Here is a 20,452-nt window from a genome sequence, read left to right as displayed (position 1 = left end):
CAGCGCGGGGTGTGGGGGTGGGCGCGAGGGGTGCAATCGGGGCGGAATCGGCGCGTACTCCGTTCGGGGGGCGCTCTGTGCGGAACCTGCCCCTTCTGAATTGACTCCGGCTCAACTATGTTCGTGTGCTGTCGGGGTGTCGGGGGACGCACTGACGGGCCCGCAGGGTCGGGCCCGGAAATCACTGTCTGTTCCTCACGCTCCGGCGGACAATGGCGGGGAGTGTCTCCGGGGGGAGACGTCATTACCGGGGGAACACATATGCACATTCAGGACACTCATTGGACCTCTGCGTCAGCCGTCGCGCCGTCGGGCGCCTCGGGTGGGGCCAACGGACGGGCGGCGGGCGACAGTTCGCGCTCGACACCGCTGCGCGTGGATGCCCAGCGCAATCTGGAGCATGTGCTGCGCGCGGCCCGCGAGGTCTTCGGCGAGCTGGGGTACGGGGCACCCATGGAGGACGTGGCGCGGCGCGCCCGCGTCGGCGTGGGCACGGTCTACCGGCGCTTCCCCAGCAAGGACGTACTGGTGCGACGGATAGCCGAGGAGGAGACCTCGCGGCTGACCGACCAGGCACGCACGGCGCTCGGTCAGGAGGACGAGCCGTGGTCGGCGCTCTCGCGCTTCCTGCGGACCTCGGTCGCCTCCGGCGCCGGCCGGCTGCTGCCGCCGCAGGTGCTGCGGGTGGGCGTGGCCGACGAGCCCGGGCGGGATGCCGTACGGGACGAGGCACGGGTTCCTGAACAGCGCACCGGTGCGCCCGAGCTGCGGCTCGTGGAGCAGCGGGCGACGCCGGGCGACCCGGCCGCGGACGCTCTCGGTCCCGACGACTCGGGGGCGGCGGCGCTGCTGGAGGTCGTGGGGCGGCTGGTGGACCGGGCCCGGGAGGCCGGTGAGCTGCGGGCCGACGTGACGGTGTCGGACGTTCTGCTCGTCATCGCGACGGCGGCCCCGTCACTGCCGGACGCCGCACAGCAACAGGCGGCCTCGGCCCGGCTGCTCGACATCCTCCTCGAAGGGCTGCGGTCGCGGCCCGCATAGCGCGTCCCGTCCCTTCGCGGGATCGGCCGAGGCCGGTCCCTCCGTGCGGGGACGGCCTGGACCGCGGGTGATCGAAAAGGGTCGCCCGCGGTCAACTCATGCGCATGACCGGTCCGTTGTGGCGCCCCCGGGCGGGTGACGGGTAGTGCTCCGGTGCGGGAAATCTCCACGGATGAGTGGTTGCCGTGCAGAGGCGGCCGACGCGCGCTCCCCGTGTGGCACGCTTTCCCGGTGATCGGCCGCGAGTGTGCAGGCGGGGGCTTCCGCGATGAGCGTTGACGGGCAGGGCGAGCAGCGGCCCGACGGTGGGGCGAAGGGCGCGGAGGACCTCACCGCGCAGCAGGTACCGAGCCAGGGCGGCCCCGACCGGACCTCCGGCAGACCCGCGCCGGCCCCCGTCACCGAAGCCGACGTGTCCGTACCGGCCCAGCGCGAGGTCGCGCCCGCCGCCGACGGCGGTGACCGGCCACCGTCCGACGCCGGTCTGATCGAGCGGATGCGCGCGGGCGACGACAGCGCGTACGAGGAGCTGTACCGCCGGCACGCCGCCGCGGTACGCCGGTACGCCCGCACCTGCTGCCGTGACGGGCACACCGCCGACGACCTGACGGCCGAGGTCTTCGCCCGCATGCTCCAGGCCGTGCGCGGCGGCAGCGGGCCCGAGCACGCGGTGCGCGCCTATCTGCTGACCACGGTGCGGCGGGTCGCCGCGTCATGGACGAAGTCGGCCAGGCGCGAGCAGCTCGTCGACGACTTCGCCCTCTTCGCCGACCAGGCCGCCCGGTCGACCGAGGTCCGGGACGACGACACGCTCGAACTCGGCGCGGACGTACGGGCCATGCAGGAGGCCGAGCAGTCGATGGCCATGCAGGCCTTCCGCTCGCTGCCCGAGCGCTGGCAGGCCGTGCTGTGGCACACCGAGGTCGAGGACGAGTCGCCCAGCGACGTCGCCACCCTGTTCGGCCTCGACGCCAACGGCACGCGGGTGCTCGCCAAGCGCGCCCGCGAGGGCCTGAAGGAGGCCTACCTCCAGGCGCACGTCTCGGCCACCCTCACCGACTCCGAGGAGTGCTCCCGGTACGCGGACCGGCTCGGCGCGTACGCGCGCGGCAGCCTGCGCACGCGGGCCGAGCGGGGCCTGCGCAAGCACCTGGAGGAGTGCGCCAAGTGCCGGCTCGCGGCCGGCCAGATCAAGGAAGTCGCCAGCGGTATCCCGGGGGTCGTGCCGATCGCGGTCATCGGCTGGTTCGGCGCCGCCGGGTACGCGAAGGCGGCCGCCTTCATCGGCGGTGGCGCCGCGAGTGCGGCGGGCGCCGGTGCGGCCGCCGCGGCGAGCGGCGGGACGTCCGGGGGCGGCGCGGCGGGCGCCGCCGCGTCGGAGGGGCTCGGCGCGCCCGCGAAGGCCGGGATCGCCGCCGGGGTGGTGGCGGCCGCGACCGCCGCCGCGCTGGCCATCGCGCTCACCGGCGGCGAGCCGAAGCAGGAGCCGGAGGCGCGCAAGGAGAAGCCGCCGGTCTCCCAGCCGATCACGCCGGCACCGCAGAAGCCGACGCCGAAGCCGCCCCCGCCCGCGCCGAAGCCGACGCCCACCCCGACACCGACACCGACGCCCACACCGAAGCCGACGCCGGCCAAGCACACGCCGAAGCCGAAGCCGACGCCCACACCGAAGCCGACACCCACCCCGTCCAAGCCGAGACCCAGGCCCACGCCCACGCCGACGCCCACTCCCCCGCCCGCCCCCGCGGTCTACCAGCTGAGCTCGCTCGACTACGGCGTCGCGGGCGACGGCGGCAAGCCGGAGATCCGGCTCGCCGAGAGCGGCTGGGTCTGGCAGCGCTACGGCATGTCGATCGACGGCAAGCGGTACGCGCACGGCGTCTCGGTGCACTCCCGGTCCTCGGTCACCGTCGACCTGAACCGCACCTGCACCGCGTACGACGCCCTCGTCGGTGTCGACGACATGACGCTGGGCCTGGGCGCCGTCCGGTTCTCCGTCTACGTCGACGGGGCGCGCGCCTGGCAGTCGCAGGTGGTCCGCGGCCACGATCCGGCGGTCCCGGTGCATGTGAATCTCGCCGGGCACAAGACGATCCGGCTCGTGGTGGAGCCGCAGGGGCCGGGCGGCGCCGTGGCCGTCGCCGACTGGGCGGAGTCGCGGTTCAGCTGCGGCTGACCTGAAGGGGGCAGGGCGGGTCAGTCGTCCGCGGGGCCCGCCACTTCGGCCAGGAGCCGGTCCTGGGTGAGCGCCGCGCCCTTCGCGCGCTCGGCCTCGTAGCGGACGTCGCCGAGCTCGGCGTGGGCCCGGGCGTCCACGGCCGCGCACTCGTCGCGCTCCGGCTGCGGCCGGGGCCGGCCGTCGCGCAGCGCGTCCGACGCCGCGAACAGCCGGACCGCGCGGGCCACGTCGTCGCGGCGGGCGTGCAGTTCGGCCCCGACGTCGACCAGGCCCGCGACGACGGCCTCCGCGCAGCGCCCCGCCAGCGCGTCGCGCAGGGTGTCGGTGAGCAGCGCCAGGCCGGGCCCGGCGCCCGACTCGGCCGCCGTGATGCGGGAGTCGATCAGCCCGAGGGACGCGTGGAACTGCGGGGGCGGGGTGCCGTCCTCGGCCACCCCGCGGGAGCGGTCGCACAGCTCGCGCGCACGGGCCACCTCCCCTTCGGCCAGGGCGAGATGGGCGTACAGCAGCCCGATGAAGGCCGCGGTGTCGGCGATCCCGTACCGCTCCGCCTCCTCGTTCGCCAGGTCAAGGGACTTGCGGGCCGCTTCCCGGTCGCCCTGGCGGTAGGCGATCTCGGCGATCCGCGCCAGCAGGAACGGCGTCTCCGCGTACGCCCCCACCTCGTGCGCGAGCCGGATCCCCTCCTCCAGCTCGACCTGCGCCTCCGGATAGCTGCCGCGCCCCATGGCGACCTCGGCCGCCGCGCTGCACACCTGGGCGCGCATCCAGCGGTCGCCGACCCGGCGGCTGATCTCCCGCAGCTCGGCGATGTCCTCGTCGACGCCCTCCATGCGGCCCGCCATGTCCACCACCGTGTGGGTACGGAACATCAGCGTGACGCCGATCTCCCAGTCCCCGCCGAACCGGCGGCAGTTGGCGACGGCGCGGTCCAGCGCGTCGCGCACGTCCCCGATCCCGTCGAGGACGAAGAGCGTGAACGGCCAGATGATCCCCGGGAACGAGGCGCCCTGTGGGTTCGGCGGCTCGAAGGCGGTGCGCACCCGCACCATGTACGCCCGGTCGGCCTCGCTGCGGATGACTTCCTGCGGGGTGGACTCGGTGACGAGGAAGAGGGCCAGCAGGCGCAGCTTCATCCGCGGCCAGTAGAGCGGGTCGTCGGGATCGCCGCGCTCGGTGTCGTCCGGCAGCAGACGGCTGATGGCCTGGACCCAGCCGCCGCCCTCGGGACGGTAGTTGCGCAGCCACCAGAACCAGCCCATGTGCAGGGCCAGGGCGATCGCGGCCTCCTCGTCGACGAGGCGGGGCGCGCTCGTGACCCGGGTCAGGGCCGCCCTGATGTTGTCCAGCTCGGTCTCCAGGCGCTGGATCCACGGCAGTTGCTCCGCCGAGCGGAGCTTGGGGTCGGCCTCCTCGACCAGGGCGAGCATGTACGCGAGGTGGCGGCGCTCGGCGGTCAGCCGCAGCTCGGGGGTGTCGGCGGCGCGCTCGATGGCGTACTCGTGGATGGTCTCCAGCATGCGGTAGCGCATCCCGGGCAGCCCGCGGCCGCTCGGGGTGGCGATCAGCAGGGACTTGTCCACGAGGGAGCCGACGGCGTCGGCGCCGCCGGGCGGCGAGCAGACGGCCTCGGCGGCCTCCAGGGTCCAGCCGCCCGCGAAGACCGACAGCTCGCACAGGGCGGTGCGCTCGCTGTCGTCGAGCAGGTCCCAGGACCAGTCGACGACGGCGCGCAGCGTCTGCTGGCGGGGCAGGACGGTGCGGCTGCCGCCGGTCAGCAGGCGGAACCGGTCGTCGAGGCGGTCGGCGATCTGGCGCGGGGTGAGGAGCCGCAGCCGGGCCGCGGCCAGCTCGATGGCGAGCGGCAGGCCGTCCAGGCGGCGGCAGATCTCGGCGACGGCGTCGGCGTCCTGCGCGGGGTCGAAACCGGGGCGGACCGCGGCGGCCCGCTCGGCGAACAGGCGGTGGGCGGGGTCCGGGGGCAGCGGCTCGACGGGGCGCACGGACTCCCCCGGCACGCCCAGGGGTTCACGGCTGGTGGCGAGGATCGTCAGCCCCGGGCAGTGCGTCAGCAGGGTCTCGGCGAGCTCCGCCGCCGCGTCGATCACATGCTCGCAGTTGTCGAGGATCAGGAGCAGGGAGCGGTGGGCGCAGTGCTCCAGGAGGAGCCTGGTCGGGTCGTCGTGCAGGCCCGAGAGCTCGGTCGTCATCAGCACCGTCTCCCGCAGGCCCAGCGCGCTGACGACCGCGCCCGGAACCGCCTTCGGGTCGTCCAGCGGCGCCAGCTCGACCAGCCAGGCCCGGTCCTCGGGGGCGGCGGCCTCCTCGGCCAGGCGGGTCTTGCCGGAGCCGCCCGGGCCCGTGAGCGTGACCAGGCGTGCCCCTCGCAATTCGGAACGGATGGCGTCGAGTTCGGGTTCCCGGCCGACGAAGGAATTCAGCCGGGGACGGAGGTTGCCGGTGCGGGCCGGGGGGTGTGAGGCGGAATCCGGGGCGGGCGGGGCCGGTGGTTCGGGTGCGGCGGAGGGGGCCGGCTCCGTCAGCAACTCGGCGTGCAGGGAGGCCAGCTCGGGCCCCGGGTCGGCGCCCAGTCCGTCCGCCAGGGTGCGGCGGGCCGTCTCGTACGCCGCGAGCGCGTCCGCCCGCCGGCCCGTCGCCCGCAGCGCCCGGATCAGCAGCGCGTGCAGCGGCTCGTCGTAGGGGTGTGCCGTGGTGAGCTCGCGCAACTCCGGTACGAGGTCGGGGGCGCGGCCCAGCTCCAGGTCGGCCCGGGCCCGCGCGCGGGTGGTCTCCAGGCGCTGGGCCTCGGGGCGGGTGGCCGCGGTGTGGCCGGGCAGGTCGGCGAGGGCCGGGCCGTGCCACAGGGCGAGGGCCTCGCGCAGGGTGCGGGCGGCGGTTTCCGGGTCGTGGGCGGCGAGGGCCGCGGAGCCCTCGCGGGCCAGGCGTTCGAAAGCGTAGAGGTCGATGTCGTCGCGGGTCGCGGTGAGGCGGTAGCCGCCCGGTTCGGAGGTGACGGCGTCCTTGCCGAGGGCGCGGCGCAGGCGGCCCACCAGGGCCTGGAGGGCGGCCGGGGCGTCGGCGGGCGGGGCGTCCTCCCACACGTCGTCGATGAGGGCGGGCACGGGGGCCGGGCGGGGGGTGTGCAGGGCCAGGGAGGTGAGCAGGGCGCGGAGGCGCGGGCCGCCCACGGGGACGGGGGTGCCCTTGTCGTCGTAGGCCTTTGTGGTGCCCAGGATTGTGTACCGCACCGGGACATTGTCGCCGGGGTGGGGGGATGAGTGCTCAGGGTTTGTCGTGCTCGGCGTGGTCGGGGCCTGCCGGGCGGGGGCGTGGGTCGGGCGGGGCTGGGGCTCGGGTCCGACGGGCGCTTGCCCCGCGCTGGGGGCCGCCTTGCCCACCCTGCCGCCCTTGGCGGCAGATTGCCCAAGGCGGGGGCCGGGTGGCGGGTGACTAGCGCGGGCCCGCGCCCAGAGCTCGTTCCGGGACCACGCTGCCTGTCGGGACCGCACGCGCGCGTGCCGGGGTGCCTGTCCAGCAGGTGCCCCGGCGGGACATGAGGCGGCGGAGCCACAGTTCCAGGCCCACCAGGTCGGCGAGGCCGTCCAGGGGCAGGGGTTCGCCGTCGGCCGCCGCGCGCAGCGCCCTGCGGACCGTGCGTGCCTCGATCAGGCCGGTCTGGGCCAGGAGAGGCGTGTCGAAGAGGGCGATGAGGTGGTCGGCGGAGACGCGCAGGCCGGTGCGGGCGGCGGCCGCCGCCGTCGCGTGCGAGGGGGCTCCCCAGCCGTGCGGCAGCTCGCTGACGCCCGCGCCTTCGAGCACCGTGCGCAGGATCACCGCGCGGGCGCCGGGCTGGACGCGCAGCGCCTCGGGGAGGGCCTGGCAGGCGCGGACCACCTCGTTGTCGAGGAAGGGCGCGTGCAGGCGCTGGGAGCGGACCTCGGCGGCCTGCTCCAGGATGCGCAGGTCCGCCGCGTGCCGGGCGAGGGCGGCGCGGGCCCGGAACGCGCCGGGGCGCTGCCCCGGGCTCATCCCGGGTCGGACCCTGCCCTCTTGCAGGCGAACCGATACTTCAGCCAGTGCCTCGCCGGTCAGCCAGCGGGCGGCGGGCCCCGGTCTGGCCCACGCGAGCGCGGCGAGCGACGCGCCGACGGCGCCGCCCGGTTCGTCGAAGCTGCGCTGAAGGAGACGGTCGGACAGGTGGTCGAGGCCCGTCTTGTAGGGCGTACGGGCGAGTTTCCTGGCCGCTCCGTAGACGCGCGCCGGAACGCGCAGCGAGCCGCCCTCCGCCTTGGTGAGCGCGGCCACGGGACGCACCATGTGGCGGCGCCTGCGGTCCATCAGAAGGTCGGCGAGCCGGGCCGGGTGGGCGTCCAGGACCTGGCGTGCGCCGTAGCCGGTGAAGTGGTCGGCGCTGCCGGAGGCGAGGCGCGCGCGGTGGCGGGAGGCGGAGACGAGGGTGGCGCTGGGCTCGTCGGTGAGCGGGCCCTCCAGGTCCGCGTAGGGCAGCGTCTCCTCGCCGCCGGTCACCACCACGTGGTGCAGGCGCGGGTTGGAGGCGATCGCCCCCGCGCGCTCGAGCTCCGCCTCGCGGTGGATCGTCGTGGTCGACAGGTCGTTGAAGGTGACCGCGAGGAGGCGCTCGCCCGCGCCCGTGCCGTGGCCGAGGACGGTGCCGGGCATCCCGGGCAGGCCCGCGGCGAGCAGCGCGAGGGTGCCGGACGCCGGGCCGCCGGACAGGTCGGCGCCGATGCCGGGCACCGGCATGCCGCGGGCGGCGCGACGCTCGGCGGGCCCCATGCCGGGCACGGGGCCGGGGTCAAGGTCGGTGCCGGGGATGTGCCGGGGCGCGGCCAGGCGGGCCCGTACGGCGTCCACCAGGGCCTCCCTGACGGCGTCCACGGCGCGGTCGGGGTCGGCGGGTGCCGCGGCCACCGCGAGGGACGCCACGGGCTCGTACCCGGCGATCTCGCGTGCGCCCGCGCGCAGGATCAGCGCGTGCCCCGGCGGGATGCGGCGCACGCCCTGGTACGGCGTCGAGTCGTGCAGCGCCTCCGGGACGTCGGGGGCCGCGAGCAGCGCGGCCAGGTGCCCCACGTCCAGGTGGGCCTCGATGAGGTCGGCGAGCGGAAGCGCGGCGGTGGCGTACGCGGTGCCGCCCGCCCAGGGGGTGTAGAAGACCGGGCGGGCGCCCGCGAGGTCGCCGGCGACCATGACGCGGCGGCCCACCTGGACGACCGCGGTGTAACTGCCGGGCCAGGCCGTCAGATGACGCAGGGCGCCGCCCCGCGCGGCGTAGAGGCCCACCTTCAGTTGCTGGTCGGTGGCGCCGCACACGCCGAGCACCGCGATCCGCGTGCGGTCGTCGGCCTGCACGATGCGCACCTCGTCGGCGCGCCAGTCACCGACCGCCCACAGCGGATCCGGGTCGCCCCACAGGAGTTGGGAGCCCACCGGGTGGACCGTTTCGCCGTTCTCGCCCGTGGCCCCCGCGGAGTCGAAGGCAACGGCTCCAGGGGCGGTGCTGCTCCACCCCACCAACCACCGCATCGCCGCCTCCACAAGCTGTGGACAACCAGGAGGTCCCCATGCTGCCACGAAGGAGGCGCCCAGGAGGGGCCAAGTGAAGGGGCGAGTGCAGAGCGGGAGATGGCGTACGCTCCCCCCAATGCGCCCTGTTTGAGCCGTGGTTGAACCGTGGTACTACCCGGTCCGCGCAGGACGGCAGGGGCGACTTTCGGCCAAATCGGCCCGGGATGGCCGGAGGTGGACACCCCGCTTCGGCCACAGCGCGCAACGCACAGTGCAACGCACAGTCCGGGAGGCGCACACCGCCTCCCGGACCGGTCCGCCGCCCGCGGGGATGAAGGCGGCGGTGTCCCCCAGCCCACTGGATCCAGTACAGCGGGCCGACCCACGCAGGTTCCATGGAAGCCCCGCGCGGGTGTCCGAGTAAGAGCGCACGCACAGGCGCACGGCACCACGCACGGAGCACACGGTCACACGGCGTGGCCTGCGCCGCACTTCAGTACGGACAACAATCCCGCCATCCGGAACAGCGGCCCTTAACGCTTGGGATTCGGCGAACTACGCTGGGTGTACGAATGCCGCGCGGTTATGCCACACCGAAGTGGTCAGTATCAGTCTGGGTGACGCCTGACGCGGCAGCCGTCTGTGTCGAGGGGTGGCGCATGTCCAGGGAGCAACGCGGGCCGAACGAGAAATTAGGCGCCGTTCTCGCCCTCGCGGGGATCAGCAACGCCGGACTCGCGCGGCGCGTGAACGACCTCGGGAGCCAGCGCGGTCTGACACTTCGCTACGACAAGACGTCGGTGGCGCGCTGGGTGTCGAAGGGCATGGTGCCGCAGGGCGCCGCCCCGCACCTGATCGCCGCCGCCATCGGGCAGAAGCTGGGCCGTCCCGTGCCCCTGCACGAGATCGGCCTCGCCGACGCCGACCCCGCGCCCGAGGTGGGCCTGGCCTTCCCGCGCGACGTGCGCGCGGCGGTGCGCTCCGCGACCGAGCTGTACCGCCTCGACCTCGCCGGGCGGCGGGCCGGCAGCGGCGGGATCTGGCAGTCGCTGGCCGGATCGTTCGCGGTGAGCGCTTACGCGACGCCCGCTTCCCGGTGGCTGATAACACCGGCCGACTCTTCGGTCGCGCGCGACCCGCATGTGGCCGCGGGGACGGAGAGCGCCGACGAGGGCTCGAAGGTCCAGAAGGTCGGCCACAGCGACGTACAGAAACTGCGCGAGGCCGCGGAGGACGCGCGGCGCTGGGACTCCAAGTACGGCGGCGGCGACTGGCGTTCGTCGATGGTGCCCGAGTGCCTGCGGGTCGAGGCGGCGCCGCTGCTGCTCGGCTCGTACTCGGACGAGGTGGGGCGCTCGCTGTTCGGGGCCGCGGCCGAGCTGACCCGGCTCGCGGGCTGGATGGCGTTCGACACCGGGCAGCAGGAGGCGGCCCAGCGGTACTACATCCAGGCGCTGCGGCTCGCGCGGGCCGCCGCCGACGTGCCGCTCGGCGGCTATGTGCTCGCCTCCATGTCGCTCCAGGCCACCTACCGGGGGTTCGGGGACGAGGGCGTGGACCTGGCGCAGGCCGCCCTGGAGCGCAACCGCGGTCTTTCCACCGCGCGGACCATGAGCTTCTTCCGCCTCGTCGAGGCACGCGCGCACGCGCGCGCCGGGGACGCGCAGGCGGCGGGCGCCGCGCTGCGGGCCGCCGAGGGCTGGCTGGAGCGGGCCCGGGAGGGCGACAGCGACCCCTCGTGGCTGGGCTTCTACTCGTACGACCGCTTCGCCGCGGACGCCGCCGAGTGCTACCGGGACCTGAAGGCACCCCGGCAGGTACGCAGATTCACGGAGCAGGCGCTCTCGCGTCCGACGGAGGAGTTCGTACGCTCGCACGGGCTGCGGCTCGTGGTGTCGGCCGTCGCGGAGCTGGAGTCCGGGAACCTGGACGCGGCCTGCGAGCAGGGCACCCGCGCGCTCGAGGTGGCCGGACGGATCTCCTCGGCGCGGACCACCGAGTACGTGCGGGACCTGCTGCACCGCCTGGAGCCCTACGGCGACGAGCCCAGGGTCGCCGAACTGCGGGAGCGGGCACGGCCTTTGCTGGTCGCGCCCGCGTAGGGCCGGCCGGAGCCGAGAGCGGGCGGCCGGCCGCGTTGTCAGTGGCGTCGGGCAAGATGCTCGGAGTGGAGGTGAGGCCTGGTGGGGACGGTCGCGTATGACGGGGACGTGGTGGTGGTCGGCGGCGGGATCGTCGGGCTCTCCACCGCTTATGCCGTGTCCCGGAGCGCGCCGGGCACCCGGGTCGTCGTGCTGGAGAAGGAGCCGGGCCCGGCCCGCCACCAGACGGGGCGCAACAGCGGGGTGATCCACAGCGGGATCTACTACCGCCCCGGCTCGCTCAAGGCGAGGTTCGCGGTGCGCGGCTCCGCCGAGATGGTCAAGTTCTGCGCGGAGTACGGCATCGCGCACGAGGTCACCGGAAAGCTGATCGTCGCCACCGGCCGCGCCGAGCTCCCCCGACTGCACGCCCTGGTCCAGCGCGGCAGGGAGCACGGCATCCCGGTCCGCGAGCTGGGCCCCGCCCAGATACAGGAGTACGAGCCCGAGGTGCGCGGCCTCGCCGCCATCCACGTCGGCACCACCGGCATCGCCGACTACGCGGCGGTCGCCGAGCGGCTCGCCGAGGCCTCCGGCGCCGACATCCGCTTCGGCGCCGAGGTCGAGCGGATCGACCGGCGCCCCGACCGCGGCGTCGCGGTGCGCACCCGCGCCGGGGACATCGTCCGCGGCCGCGTCCTGGTGAACTGCGCGGGGCTCCGGTGCGACCAGGTGGCCCGGCTCGCCGGGGACGACCCGAGGATGCGCATCGTGCCGTTCCGGGGCGAGTACTTCGAGCTGGCCAGGCCCGAGCTGGTGCACGGCCTCGTCTACCCCGTGCCGGACCCGGCGTTCCCGTTCCTCGGCGTCCACCTGACCCGCGGTATCGACGGCGCAGTCCACGTCGGGCCGAACGCGGTGCCCGCGCTGGCCCGGGAGGGCTACGACTGGGGCACGGTCCGGCCCCGGGAGCTCGCGGGGACGCTGGCCTGGCCCGGGTCCTGGCACATCGCACGCCGGCACTGGCGGTACGGGGCGGGTGAGTTGCGGCGCTCCGCGTCCCGGTCCGCGTTCGCCGCCGCCGTGCGTCGGCTCGTCCCGGCGGTCCGGGCCGACGATCTGCGGCCCGCCCCGGCCGGGGTGCGCGCCCAGGCGGTCCTGCGCGACGGCACCCTCGTCGACGACTTCCTGATCCGCGAGGGCCCCCGCACGGTCCATGTGCTGAACGCTCCGTCGCCGGCCGCCACCGCCTCGCTCCCCATCGGCAGAGAGGTGGCCCGGCGGGCGCTGGCCGCGCTCGCCGCCCGGTGACCGGCCGGTCAGGGGGCCGTCCGCGCGAGCCGCGGCGATCCGCGCCGCGAGCGCCGGACGCGTAAAATCTCCCCACTGTGTCTGAGTCTGTTGAGCACCCCACGTCCGAGCCGCCGCCCGAGTCGACCGAGCCGCCGGCCCCGTCCGCGCGGCCGAACGAGCCGCGGTTCCCCGACGGCCCCAAGCCCGATCCCGCCGACTCGCACCACGAGCGGCGCATCCGCAGCTTCCAGCCGCGCCGCGGCCGGGTCACCACCGCGCAGGGCGACGCGCTGCAGCGGCTGTGGCCCCAGTGGGGTCTGGACGTCGACGGACAGCGGGTGCTCGACCTCCCCGCGCTCTTCGCACCGGAGACCGGTCCCGGAGTCGACAGGATCGTCCTGGAGATCGGCTTCGGCATGGGCGAGGCCACGGCGCAGATGGCGGCGGAGGACCCGTCCACCGGCATCCTCGCCGTCGACGTCCACACCCCGGGCCAGGGCAATCTGCTCAACCTGGCCGACAAGAACGGCCTGACGAACGTCCGGGTGGCGAACGGCGACGCGATCATCCTGCTGCGCTCGATGCTCCCCACCGCGAGCCTGGACGGGGTGCGCGTCTACTTCCCCGACCCCTGGCCGAAGAAGCGCCACGTCAAACGACGCCTGATCCAGCCGGAGTTCCTCTCCCTCGTCGCGGGCCCGATGAAGCCCGGCGCGCTGCTGCACTGCGCGACGGACTGGGAGGACTACGCCGAGCAGATGCTCGAGGTGCTGAGCGCCCACCCCGACTTCGAGAACACGGTGCCGGACGGCGGCTTCGCCCCGCGCCCGGACTTCCGCCCGCTGACCAGGTTCGAGGGCAAGGGCCTGGACAAGAGTCATGTGGTGCACGACCTGCTGTTCCGGCGGAAGTAGGCGGAGGCGGCACCCTGTCCGGGGACCCCGTCGCGCGGACCGTCATCCCTCGTTAGGGTCAACGTGTGGATCCGTATCCCGCCTACCCGCACCACCAGGACCACGCCCTCGGCACGGCCCAGGGCGGCACGGTCCGGCACCCGCGCTGGTGGGAGCGGAGAGGGGTTCGGGCCACGGCGCTCGCGACGCTGCTCGCGGTGTCCGGAGTGGTCATCGCGGCGCTCGTCCGGGAGCAGACCGGCACCCAGGGGTTCCTGGTCGGGCTCGGCCTCGCCGTCGTCCCCGTCCCGCTCCTGACCGCGGCGTTCCGCTGGCTGGACCGGGTACGGCCGGGCCCCTGGCGGAACATGGTCTTCGCGTTCGCCTGGGGGGCCTGCGCCGCGGCCCTGATAGCCATCGTCGCCAACAGCTTCGCGACGCGCTGGATAGAGACCGCCACCGCCGATCCGACCGGCGCCGACACCCTCGGCGCCACCGTGATCGCCCCGATCGTCGAGGAGTCCGCGAAGGCCGCCGCCGTGCTGCTGGTCTTCCTCTTCCGCAGACGGGACTTCGACTCCGTCGTCGACGGCATCGTGATCGCCGGGATCACCGCCACCGGCTTCGCGTTCACCGAGAACATCCTGTACCTGGGGAACGCCTTCGGGACCGACCAGCTGGCGGGCACCGGCCCGGGCCTCAGCTCGGTCACCGCCGCCACCTTCTTCGTCCGCGTCGTGATGTCCCCGTTCGCGCACCCGCTGTTCACGGTGCTCACCGGCATCGGCTTCGGCGTCGCGGCGGTCACCGCGCGCGACCGGGGCCGGATCCGCCGCTTCCTGCTGCCGCTGGCGGGCCTGCTCTGCGCGATGGGCATGCACGCCTTCTGGAACGGCTCGTCGTCCCTCGGCGAGTACGGCTTCTTCGCCGTCTACGCGGCCTTCATGGTCCCGGTGTTCGGCCTGATCACCTGGCTCGCGGTGTACGTGCGCCAGCGCGAGCTGCGCACCGTGCGCGAGGAGCTGCCCGCGTACGTCGCGGCGGGCTGGCTCACCCTCCCCGAACCGTTCGCGCTCGGCTCGCTGAAGGCGCGGCGCCTGGCACGGGAGTACGCCGCGCACTACGGCGGCAGGCAGGCGGCGGAGTCGGTCGCCGCGTACGAGGAGTACGCGACGTCGCTGGCCCTGCTGCGGCGCCGGGGGCGCAGGGGCCGGGCCGGCGCCGACTTCGTCGCACGGGAGCGGGAGCTGCTCGAGGCGCTGTGGGAGCGGCGCGCCACCGCCCGGCCCGCCCTCGCGTACGGCTCGCGGGCGGCGGCCCCGGTCCCGGTCTGGCGGCCGTCGGTGTACGCGGTGCCGCCGATGCCGGGCGGCCCCGCGTACAACCCGTACCGCTCCTAGGTTCCGGGCCTCAGGCGGACGCCTCGGTCAGCCGGGTCAGCTCGGCCTCGGTCAGTTCCAGCTCGGCGACGGCCATCAGCGCCGGCAGCTGTGCGGCGGTGCGCGCGGAGGCGATCGGCGCGGTGACGGTGGGCCGGGCGGCGAGCCAGGCCAGCGCGACGGTGGCGACCTCGGCGTCGTGCGCCTGCGCGACCTCGTCGAGCGCCGCGAGGACCTTCCGGCCGCGCTCGGTCTCCAGGTGACCGCCGGCCTTGTCGGCGCGGATGCTGTCGACGCTGACGCCGGGGCGGTACTTGCCGGTCAGGAAGCCGGAGGCCAGCGCCCAGTACGGGGCCGCGCCCAGGCCCGCGCGCGAGGCGATGTCCTGCCGGGCGCCCTCGTAGGTGTCGCGCGAGACGAGGTTGTAGTGCGGCTGGATGGCCACGTAGCGGGCCAGCCCCTCGCGGTCGGAGAAGTCCAGGGACTCCTGGAGGCGCTCCGGCGAGATGTTGGAGACGGCGATGTGGCGGACCTTGCCGGCCCGCACCAGCTCGTCGAGCGCGCCGATGATCTCCTCGACCGGGATCGTCTCGTCGTCGTCGAAGTGCGTGTAGTAGAGGTCGATGTAGTCGGTGTCGAGGCGGCGCAGCGAGGCGTCGGCGGCGGCCTTGATGTTGTCGCCGCGCAGGCCCTGGAACTCGGGGTGGCGGCCGACCTTGGTGGCGATGACGACGTCGTCGCGGCGGCCGCGGGCCTTGGCCCACCTGCCGATGAGGGTCTCGGACTCGCCGCCCTTGTTGCCCGGCGCCCAGGCCGAGTAGGAGTCGGCGGTGTCGATGAAGTTGCCGCCGCCCGCGACATAGGCGTCGAGCACCTCGAAGCTCGCGGCCTCGTCGGCGGAGAAGCCGAAGACATTGCCGCCGAGGCAGAGCGGGAAGACATCGAGGCCGGAGGAGCCGAGGGGGCGCAGTACGGAAGAAGTCATGCTCCAGTTCAACACCCCTCCGGAGCACGGCATTCCACGTATCCGGCGGTACGCGCCCCAAGGGCAGGCAAAACCGGCGGCCCTGGCGTCGGGGGGTTGCCGCCAGGACCGCCGGAGTTCAGGATGCGAACGGACCGGCCGGCCGGCTTCTCAGGGGGTCAGGCCCCGCTCGCGCAGCCATGCGGCCGGGTCGATGCCGGTGGCGTCCCCGCCCGGGTGGACCTCCAGGTGGAGGTGGGGTCCGGTGACATTGCCGGTGGCGCCCACGCGGCCGATGACATCGCCGGTGGTGACCTTCTGGCCCGCGCTGACGTTGAGCGACGACTGGTGGCAGAACCACAGCTCGGTGCCGTCGTCGAGGGTGATGATCGTGCGGTAGCCGTACGCGCCCGCCCAGCCGGCCTCCGTGACGGTGCCGGAGTGGACCGCGTAGATCGGGGTACCCGTGGAAGCGGCGAAGTCCAGGCCCGTGTGATAGCCGGAGGACCACATGGCGCCGGGCTGCCCGAAGGTGCCGGTGATCGTGTAGGAGGCGACGGGGAGCTTGTAGCTCTTGGCCAGCTTGGCGAGGCGCTCGGCCTCGGCCTTCTTCTTGGCCTCCTCCTCCGCCTTCTTCTTCTCGGCGGCGGCCTTCTTGTCTGCCGCCTCCTTCTTGGCGACGGCCTCGTCGGCGGCCTTCTTGGCGGCGGCCTCCTCGGCCTCCTTCTTCGCGGCGGCGTCGGCGGCGTCCTGCTGGGTCTCGGCCTGGGCCAGGATCCGGGTGCGCAGCGCCTCGCCCGCGTCCGACGTGCCGCTGCCGACCGTGGTGAGCGGGGCGGCGACCGTGGAGTCGGAGCTGTCGGAGCCGTCGGATATGAGCGCGCCGACGCCGGGCAGCGACTTGGCCGCGGGCAGCGAGTCCTTCACCGCCGACAGGTCGGGCATGGAGATGTGGACGGCGGGCTTGCCGCCCTGCGCGGTGGCGATGCCGCCCGCGCCGACGGCGGCGATCACGCCGACGCCCAGAACGGTGGAGCTGCGCGCGAGTCCTCCGCGCTGCCGGGCCACGCGGTGCCGGCCGCGGACGGGGCGGACGGACTCCTCGGTGGGGTTCCACTCCTCCCAGCTCTCCGGCTGGGGGCCGAACGCTTCGTTCGACGGGTCCTTCAGTGAGGAGAACTCGGGGGCAGGCCGGTTCGACGCCACGGGGGCGCTCTCCTTTCCTTCCTTCTCGCCTACCGGGTTAGCTGACGGGTTCGGAGCAGGAAGGTCTCCTACGAGCACCCAAAGATGCCCGATTCACCCCAAGTTGGTGGTTCCCCGGCTCCCTTGCGGGATTAAGCGCGTGCGCGCGGAGCCGTCGCTGGTGACGGCTGGGACGACCGCGCTGCGTTATCGAACGTTAATAGACAGCCGACAGTAATTCCAAGCTGTTCCTACTGATCGTTCACGTCTTTGGCCAGGATTTAACGGGTCAAGGCCGGTCGGAACGGGTCGACTTGACCGATGCTGTGAACCGGCCACTTCTCTGACGGTTCGTCAATTGTTATCCGGAACATCTGCGGAGAGTCACGGCCGCCGCACCGCGAGGAGCGCCATGTCGTCCGTCGCGCCGCCACCGGTGTGCGCGCGCACCTCCCCGGCGAGGGCCAGCAGCAGCTCCTCGGGCCCGGGGAAGATCCGCCCGGCCAGCCGGGCCGCCGGATCGTAGAAGACGCCCGCGGCGTCGCGCGCCTCGGAGAGCCCGTCGGTGTAGAGCAGCAGCGTGGTCCCGGCGGGGAACTCGGCCTCGACGACCCGGTCAGGCCAGCTCCCGAGCTCCCCCATGCCGAGCGGCAGCGCCCCCACCCCGTCGACGACGGGGATCATCCGGACGGTGCCGTCGTCCAGCAGCAGGATCGGCTCGGGATGGCCGCGGTTGACGATGCGGACGCGGTGCTCGCCGTGCGGGATCTCGGCGAGCACGGCGGTGGTGAAGCCCTCGAAGTCGTCGATGCCGTCCCGCCGGGTGCCCTCGCGGGCCAGCGCCCGCTCCAGGCGCAGGGCGACCGCCTCCAGGCTGCCCTCCTGCTCGGCGGCCTCCCGGAACGCCCCGATGACGACGGCGACGGCGGAGACCGCGCCCATGCCCTTGCCGCGCACGTCACCGACGATGATGCGGACCCCGTGCGGGGTGTCCTGGACGGCGTACAGGTCACCGCCGATGAAGGCGCCGGCCTGCGCGGCCTCGTAGCGCGCGGCGATGGCGAGACCGGCGATCCGGTCGGCCGGTTCGGGCAGTACGGCGAACTGGGCGGCCTGCGCGATCCGCCGGGCGGAGTCCAGCTGCTCGTTGCTGCGCCGCACGATCTGGTTGATGAAGCAGGCGAGCACGCAGACGGTGGCCACGGTGGTCATCTCGGTGACGATGTCGGTGCCGACCCGGTGCGTGTATCTGAAGTGGACGACGAGGATGGCGAGGACCGATCCGAGCCCGGCCAGGATCGTGCTGCGCAGCGGGAAGAACGGGGCGGCTACCAACGGTGCGGCGCTGAACAGCGGGGCGCCGGAGAAGCCGGAGGGGGTGACGTACTCGTACAGGGCGCCGCCGAGGATCAGCAGGACCGGCAGCGCCCGCAGGAACCACCGGGTGCCGGCGGCGTCCGCCACCGATCTGTGCCGCCCTCCGCGCTTCCCCACCGTTGGTCTCCTGCCACGTCCGCGCCCGGTTTCCGGCGTCTCGTCAAGGGTTCCCGGGGAGGGCGGCCGCGGCGACCTGGTGTGGGCCGTACGGGGGACGCCCGCGCAAAAGCCGAGGCCGGAATCTCTGGGAGATTCCGGCCTCGGCTGTCAGTAGCGGGGACAGGATTTGAACCTGCGACCTCTGGGTTATGAGCCCAGCGAGCTACCGAGCTGCTCCACCCCGCGTCGGTGAACCTGACTCTACGCCATCGGGGGGAGAGAACGCGAATCCGTCAGGCGGCGGTGGCGTGGGTCAGGGTTTCCCAGGCCACGAAGAGGTCGTCGGTTCCCTCCGGCCGCTCCTTGCGGGTCAGCTTCTCGGTCTGCGGAAGTTCCATCTTCAGGCGGCCGCGCAGATGGCTGAGGCCGACCTCGGTGTCGGGCCCCATGTCGCGCTGCACCTTGCCGCCGCACAGCCAGGACGGGGCGGCGGCGCCGAGCTGGTACTTGGAGTGGAACTCCAGCGCGGCCCTGAGCCGGTCCTTCACCTCGCCGTACAGATCGACGCCCTGGTGCCAGGCGGTCTCGGCGATGTGCGAGGTGGCGGCCAGCGAGTAGCTGGCGTGCTTGAAGTTGCGGCAGGTCTCCTGGGCGAGGCCGTCCTTGAACGTGGTCTGCCCGAACCAGTACGTCTGGAGCTTCGCCGGGGTGTCGATGCCGCTGCCCTCGGGCTTGACCGGCAGCGGGCCGTCGGAGGAGAGGTAGAAGTAGGCGGGCACCCGCGCGCGGAAGTGGTGCACGGCCTTGTCGAAGGCGCTGTGGTCGTTGAGGTAGACCGCCATGTTCATGGTGGCGTCGGCCATGACCAGGTCCCAGTTGCCGTTGAAGTCGGCGGATCCGGGCTGCACCACGGGCAGGTACACCTCGCGCAGCATCCGCTGGAACTTCAGCTCCTGCCCGTCCGGCCAGCCGTCGTACGTGTACTGCATCAGCTCGGCGGCCTTCGCCCAGGAGCTGCCGGACCAGGCGGTCTGCAGCCCGGCGTTGCCCTCGGTGTGCCGCTTCACCTTGTCCGACCAGGCGTCCATGATCTCCACGGCCTTGTCGGCGTGGGCCTTGTCCTTGGTCATGTTCCACAGCAGGGCCTGGGTATACGCGGCGATGGCGTCCTCGCGCTCCTCGACGCAGCCCTGCCCCGGCCGGGTGTCGGGCGGGCACTCCACGGTCTCGTACGCCTTGGGCTTGTAGTCGAGCGCGGCGTACTTGCTGCGGCTCATCTCCCGGTACGCCGACAGCCAGGGCTCTTCCTTCCGGGCCACGTGGTCGCGGGCGGCCGCCAGCTGGTCCCTGCCGACGAGCACGCCGGGGTGGGTGAACGCCCCACCTGCGGCCCGGGGCGCGGCCACGGCCTGCGCGCCGCCGTCCTCCGGGGCCGACCCGCAGCCCGTCGCCGCGATCGTGACGAGGGGAAGCAGACTCCCCAGAAGAACCCGCCGCCCCCACCTCGGGGATCTCGCCGCTGCCATGCCCTACCTCCACCCACCGGTCCGGTCACTGGCAGCCTGACCCCTGCACACGAACCCCGCAGTATCTGTTGAGCCGATGGAGATCACCGGTAGGGGCGCGGGGAACTGCGCGCCCAGCCCCCACCGGCCCGCACCCGCCCTACAACCCCCACACCCCCTTCCCCACGGCGACAACCCCGCCCACCAACGCCAACCCCAACACCAGCCCCCGCATCCCCCGCTCCGGCACCCGCCCCGCCAACCCCCGCCCCACCAGAGCCCCCACGAACAACGCCCCACCGGCCACCCCCCACGCCCGCGCCCCCAACCCCGGCAGACCCCCCGAGGCGACCGACACGACGTTCACCACTACCCCGTAGAACTGCGCGTTCGGCACGAACTCCCGCATGGGCCAGCCCGCGTTCACGGCGTACAGGGAGAACGGCGGCCCGCCCACCCCGGCCGCCGCGTTCATGAACCCACCCGCGCCCCCGGCGACCACGGCGCCCCCGGTCCCGCCGAGCCCCGGCATCCGCGCACCCCGCGCGACCAGCCCCACCGCCCCGCACACCAGCGACCCGAACACCACCATCAGCACCGGTTCGGACAGCCGCGCCGCCGTCCACGTACCGACCGGCACCGTGCACACGGCCGCCGCCACGAACGGCACCATGTCCCGCGGCCGCACCCGCCGCCACCCGCCCACGAGCCCGGCACAACTCACCACTCCCCCGGCGCAGATGGCGAGCAGCACCCCGTCGGCGGGCCCGAGCAGCAGTGCGAGGGCGGGCGCGGCGACCAGTGCGAACCCCATCCCCGTCAGCCACTGCACACACCCCGCGACGGCCACGACCAGAGCCAGCCCCACCTCACCCGCCATGCCGCGGAGCGTACGTGCCCCCTACACCCGTACGGCACCCCGCCGAC

General features: G+C 74.0%; 13 protein-coding genes, 1 tRNA gene and 1 riboswitch. Of the genes, 6 read left to right on the top strand and 8 right to left on the bottom strand.

Annotated elements, in window-relative coordinates; all coding sequences use genetic code 11:
- The first annotated feature begins 261 nt into the window (after positions 1 to 261).
- A complete protein-coding gene (locus ABZ930_RS20400; RefSeq protein WP_361549584.1) occupies positions 262 to 1,041 on the top strand; it encodes a helix-turn-helix domain-containing protein in 780 nt (259 codons plus the stop codon).
- Between the two features lie 268 nt (positions 1,042 to 1,309).
- Positions 1,310 to 3,217 (top strand): sigma-70 family RNA polymerase sigma factor, encoded by a 1,908-nt coding sequence (locus tag ABZ930_RS20395; protein WP_361549582.1) that lies wholly within the window; start codon positions 1,310 to 1,312, stop codon positions 3,215 to 3,217.
- 20 nt (positions 3,218 to 3,237) lie between these two features.
- Here the strand turns inward: ABZ930_RS20395 and ABZ930_RS20390 are convergent, their stop codons facing one another.
- Positions 3,238 to 6,468, bottom strand: a complete 3,231-nt coding sequence (locus ABZ930_RS20390; RefSeq protein WP_361549580.1) for a BTAD domain-containing putative transcriptional regulator — start codon at positions 6,466 to 6,468, stop codon at positions 3,238 to 3,240.
- 202 nt (positions 6,469 to 6,670) lie between these two features.
- Positions 6,671 to 8,767, bottom strand: a complete 2,097-nt coding sequence (locus tag ABZ930_RS20385) for an asparagine synthase-related protein (RefSeq protein ID WP_361549578.1) — start codon at positions 8,765 to 8,767, stop codon at positions 6,671 to 6,673.
- A 641-nt stretch (positions 8,768 to 9,408) separates the two neighbouring features.
- On the opposite strand from ABZ930_RS20385, the gene ABZ930_RS20380 reads away from it, so the two are divergent.
- The 4 genes from ABZ930_RS20380 to ABZ930_RS20365 all read left to right on the top strand — a co-directional run bounded on the left by ABZ930_RS20380 (position 9,409) and on the right by ABZ930_RS20365 (position 14,416).
- Positions 9,409 to 10,851 carry an MFS transporter gene (locus ABZ930_RS20380; protein WP_361549576.1) on the top strand — a complete coding sequence of 481 codons (1,443 nt, stop codon included), beginning with the start codon at positions 9,409 to 9,411 and terminating at the stop codon, positions 10,849 to 10,851.
- Between the two features lie 78 nt (positions 10,852 to 10,929).
- On the top strand, positions 10,930 to 12,141 hold the full coding sequence (gene lhgO / locus ABZ930_RS20375) for an L-2-hydroxyglutarate oxidase (RefSeq protein WP_361549602.1): 1,212 nt from the start codon (positions 10,930 to 10,932) through the stop codon (positions 12,139 to 12,141).
- A gap of 77 nt (positions 12,142 to 12,218) precedes the next feature.
- Positions 12,219 to 13,037, top strand: coding sequence for a tRNA (guanosine(46)-N7)-methyltransferase TrmB (trmB, locus tag ABZ930_RS20370; protein ID WP_361549574.1), 819 nt, complete (start codon positions 12,219 to 12,221; stop codon positions 13,035 to 13,037).
- A gap of 65 nt (positions 13,038 to 13,102) precedes the next feature.
- Positions 13,103 to 14,416 carry a PrsW family intramembrane metalloprotease gene (locus ABZ930_RS20365; protein ID WP_361549572.1) on the top strand — a complete coding sequence of 438 codons (1,314 nt, stop codon included), beginning with the start codon at positions 13,103 to 13,105 and terminating at the stop codon, positions 14,414 to 14,416.
- A 10-nt stretch (positions 14,417 to 14,426) separates the two neighbouring features.
- On the opposite strand, the gene ABZ930_RS20360 is transcribed toward ABZ930_RS20365, so the two are convergent.
- The 6 genes from ABZ930_RS20360 to ABZ930_RS20335 form a co-directional block, all read right to left on the bottom strand.
- Positions 14,427 to 15,380 (bottom strand): aldo/keto reductase, encoded by a 954-nt coding sequence (locus ABZ930_RS20360; RefSeq protein ID WP_361549570.1) that lies wholly within the window; start codon positions 15,378 to 15,380, stop codon positions 14,427 to 14,429.
- A gap of 150 nt (positions 15,381 to 15,530) precedes the next feature.
- Positions 15,531 to 16,565, bottom strand: a complete 1,035-nt coding sequence (locus tag ABZ930_RS20355) for a M23 family metallopeptidase (protein ID WP_361549568.1) — start codon at positions 16,563 to 16,565, stop codon at positions 15,531 to 15,533.
- A gap of 11 nt (positions 16,566 to 16,576) precedes the next feature.
- Positions 16,577 to 16,713, bottom strand: a riboswitch (cyclic di-AMP (ydaO/yuaA leader).
- Between the two features lie 215 nt (positions 16,714 to 16,928).
- Positions 16,929 to 18,038 carry a PP2C family protein-serine/threonine phosphatase gene (locus ABZ930_RS20350; RefSeq protein ID WP_361549566.1) on the bottom strand — a complete coding sequence of 370 codons (1,110 nt, stop codon included), beginning with the start codon at positions 18,036 to 18,038 and terminating at the stop codon, positions 16,929 to 16,931.
- Positions 18,039 to 18,192: 154 nt separating this feature from the next.
- A tRNA-Met gene (locus ABZ930_RS20345) sits at positions 18,193 to 18,266 on the bottom strand.
- Between the two features lie 47 nt (positions 18,267 to 18,313).
- Positions 18,314 to 19,546, bottom strand: a complete 1,233-nt coding sequence (locus tag ABZ930_RS20340) for an alginate lyase family protein (RefSeq protein WP_361549564.1) — start codon at positions 19,544 to 19,546, stop codon at positions 18,314 to 18,316.
- A gap of 139 nt (positions 19,547 to 19,685) precedes the next feature.
- Complete coding sequence (locus ABZ930_RS20335; RefSeq protein WP_361549562.1) at positions 19,686 to 20,405, bottom strand: TSUP family transporter; 720 nt, start codon at positions 20,403 to 20,405, stop codon at positions 19,686 to 19,688.
- Positions 20,406 to 20,452 lie beyond the last annotated feature (47 nt).

Source organism: Streptomyces sp. NPDC046716 (genome assembly GCF_040645755.1).
Lineage (GTDB): Bacteria > Actinomycetota > Actinomycetes > Streptomycetales > Streptomycetaceae > Streptomyces.
The sequence above is the reverse complement of the archived record's forward strand: the minus strand, read 5'-3'. Positions and strand labels throughout refer to the sequence as shown.

Excerpts from the sequence above, each read along its gene's own strand:
- ABZ930_RS20400 (WP_361549584.1), top strand. The coding sequence starts at position 262 with ATGCACATTCAGGACACTCATTGGACCTCTGCGTCAGCCGTCGCGCCG.
- ABZ930_RS20395 (WP_361549582.1), top strand. The coding sequence starts at position 1,310 with ATGAGCGTTGACGGGCAGGGCGAGCAGCGGCCCGACGGTGGGGCGAAG.
- ABZ930_RS20385 (WP_361549578.1), bottom strand. The coding sequence starts at position 8,767 with ATGCGGTGGTTGGTGGGGTGGAGCAGCACCGCCCCTGGAGCCGTTGCC.
- ABZ930_RS20380 (WP_361549576.1), top strand. The coding sequence starts at position 9,409 with ATGTCCAGGGAGCAACGCGGGCCGAACGAGAAATTAGGCGCCGTTCTC.
- ABZ930_RS20360 (WP_361549570.1), bottom strand. The coding sequence starts at position 15,380 with ATGACTTCTTCCGTACTGCGCCCCCTCGGCTCCTCCGGCCTCGATGTC.
- ABZ930_RS20340 (WP_361549564.1), bottom strand. The coding sequence starts at position 19,546 with ATGGCAGCGGCGAGATCCCCGAGGTGGGGGCGGCGGGTTCTTCTGGGG.
- ABZ930_RS20335 (WP_361549562.1), bottom strand. The coding sequence starts at position 20,405 with ATGGCGGGTGAGGTGGGGCTGGCTCTGGTCGTGGCCGTCGCGGGGTGT.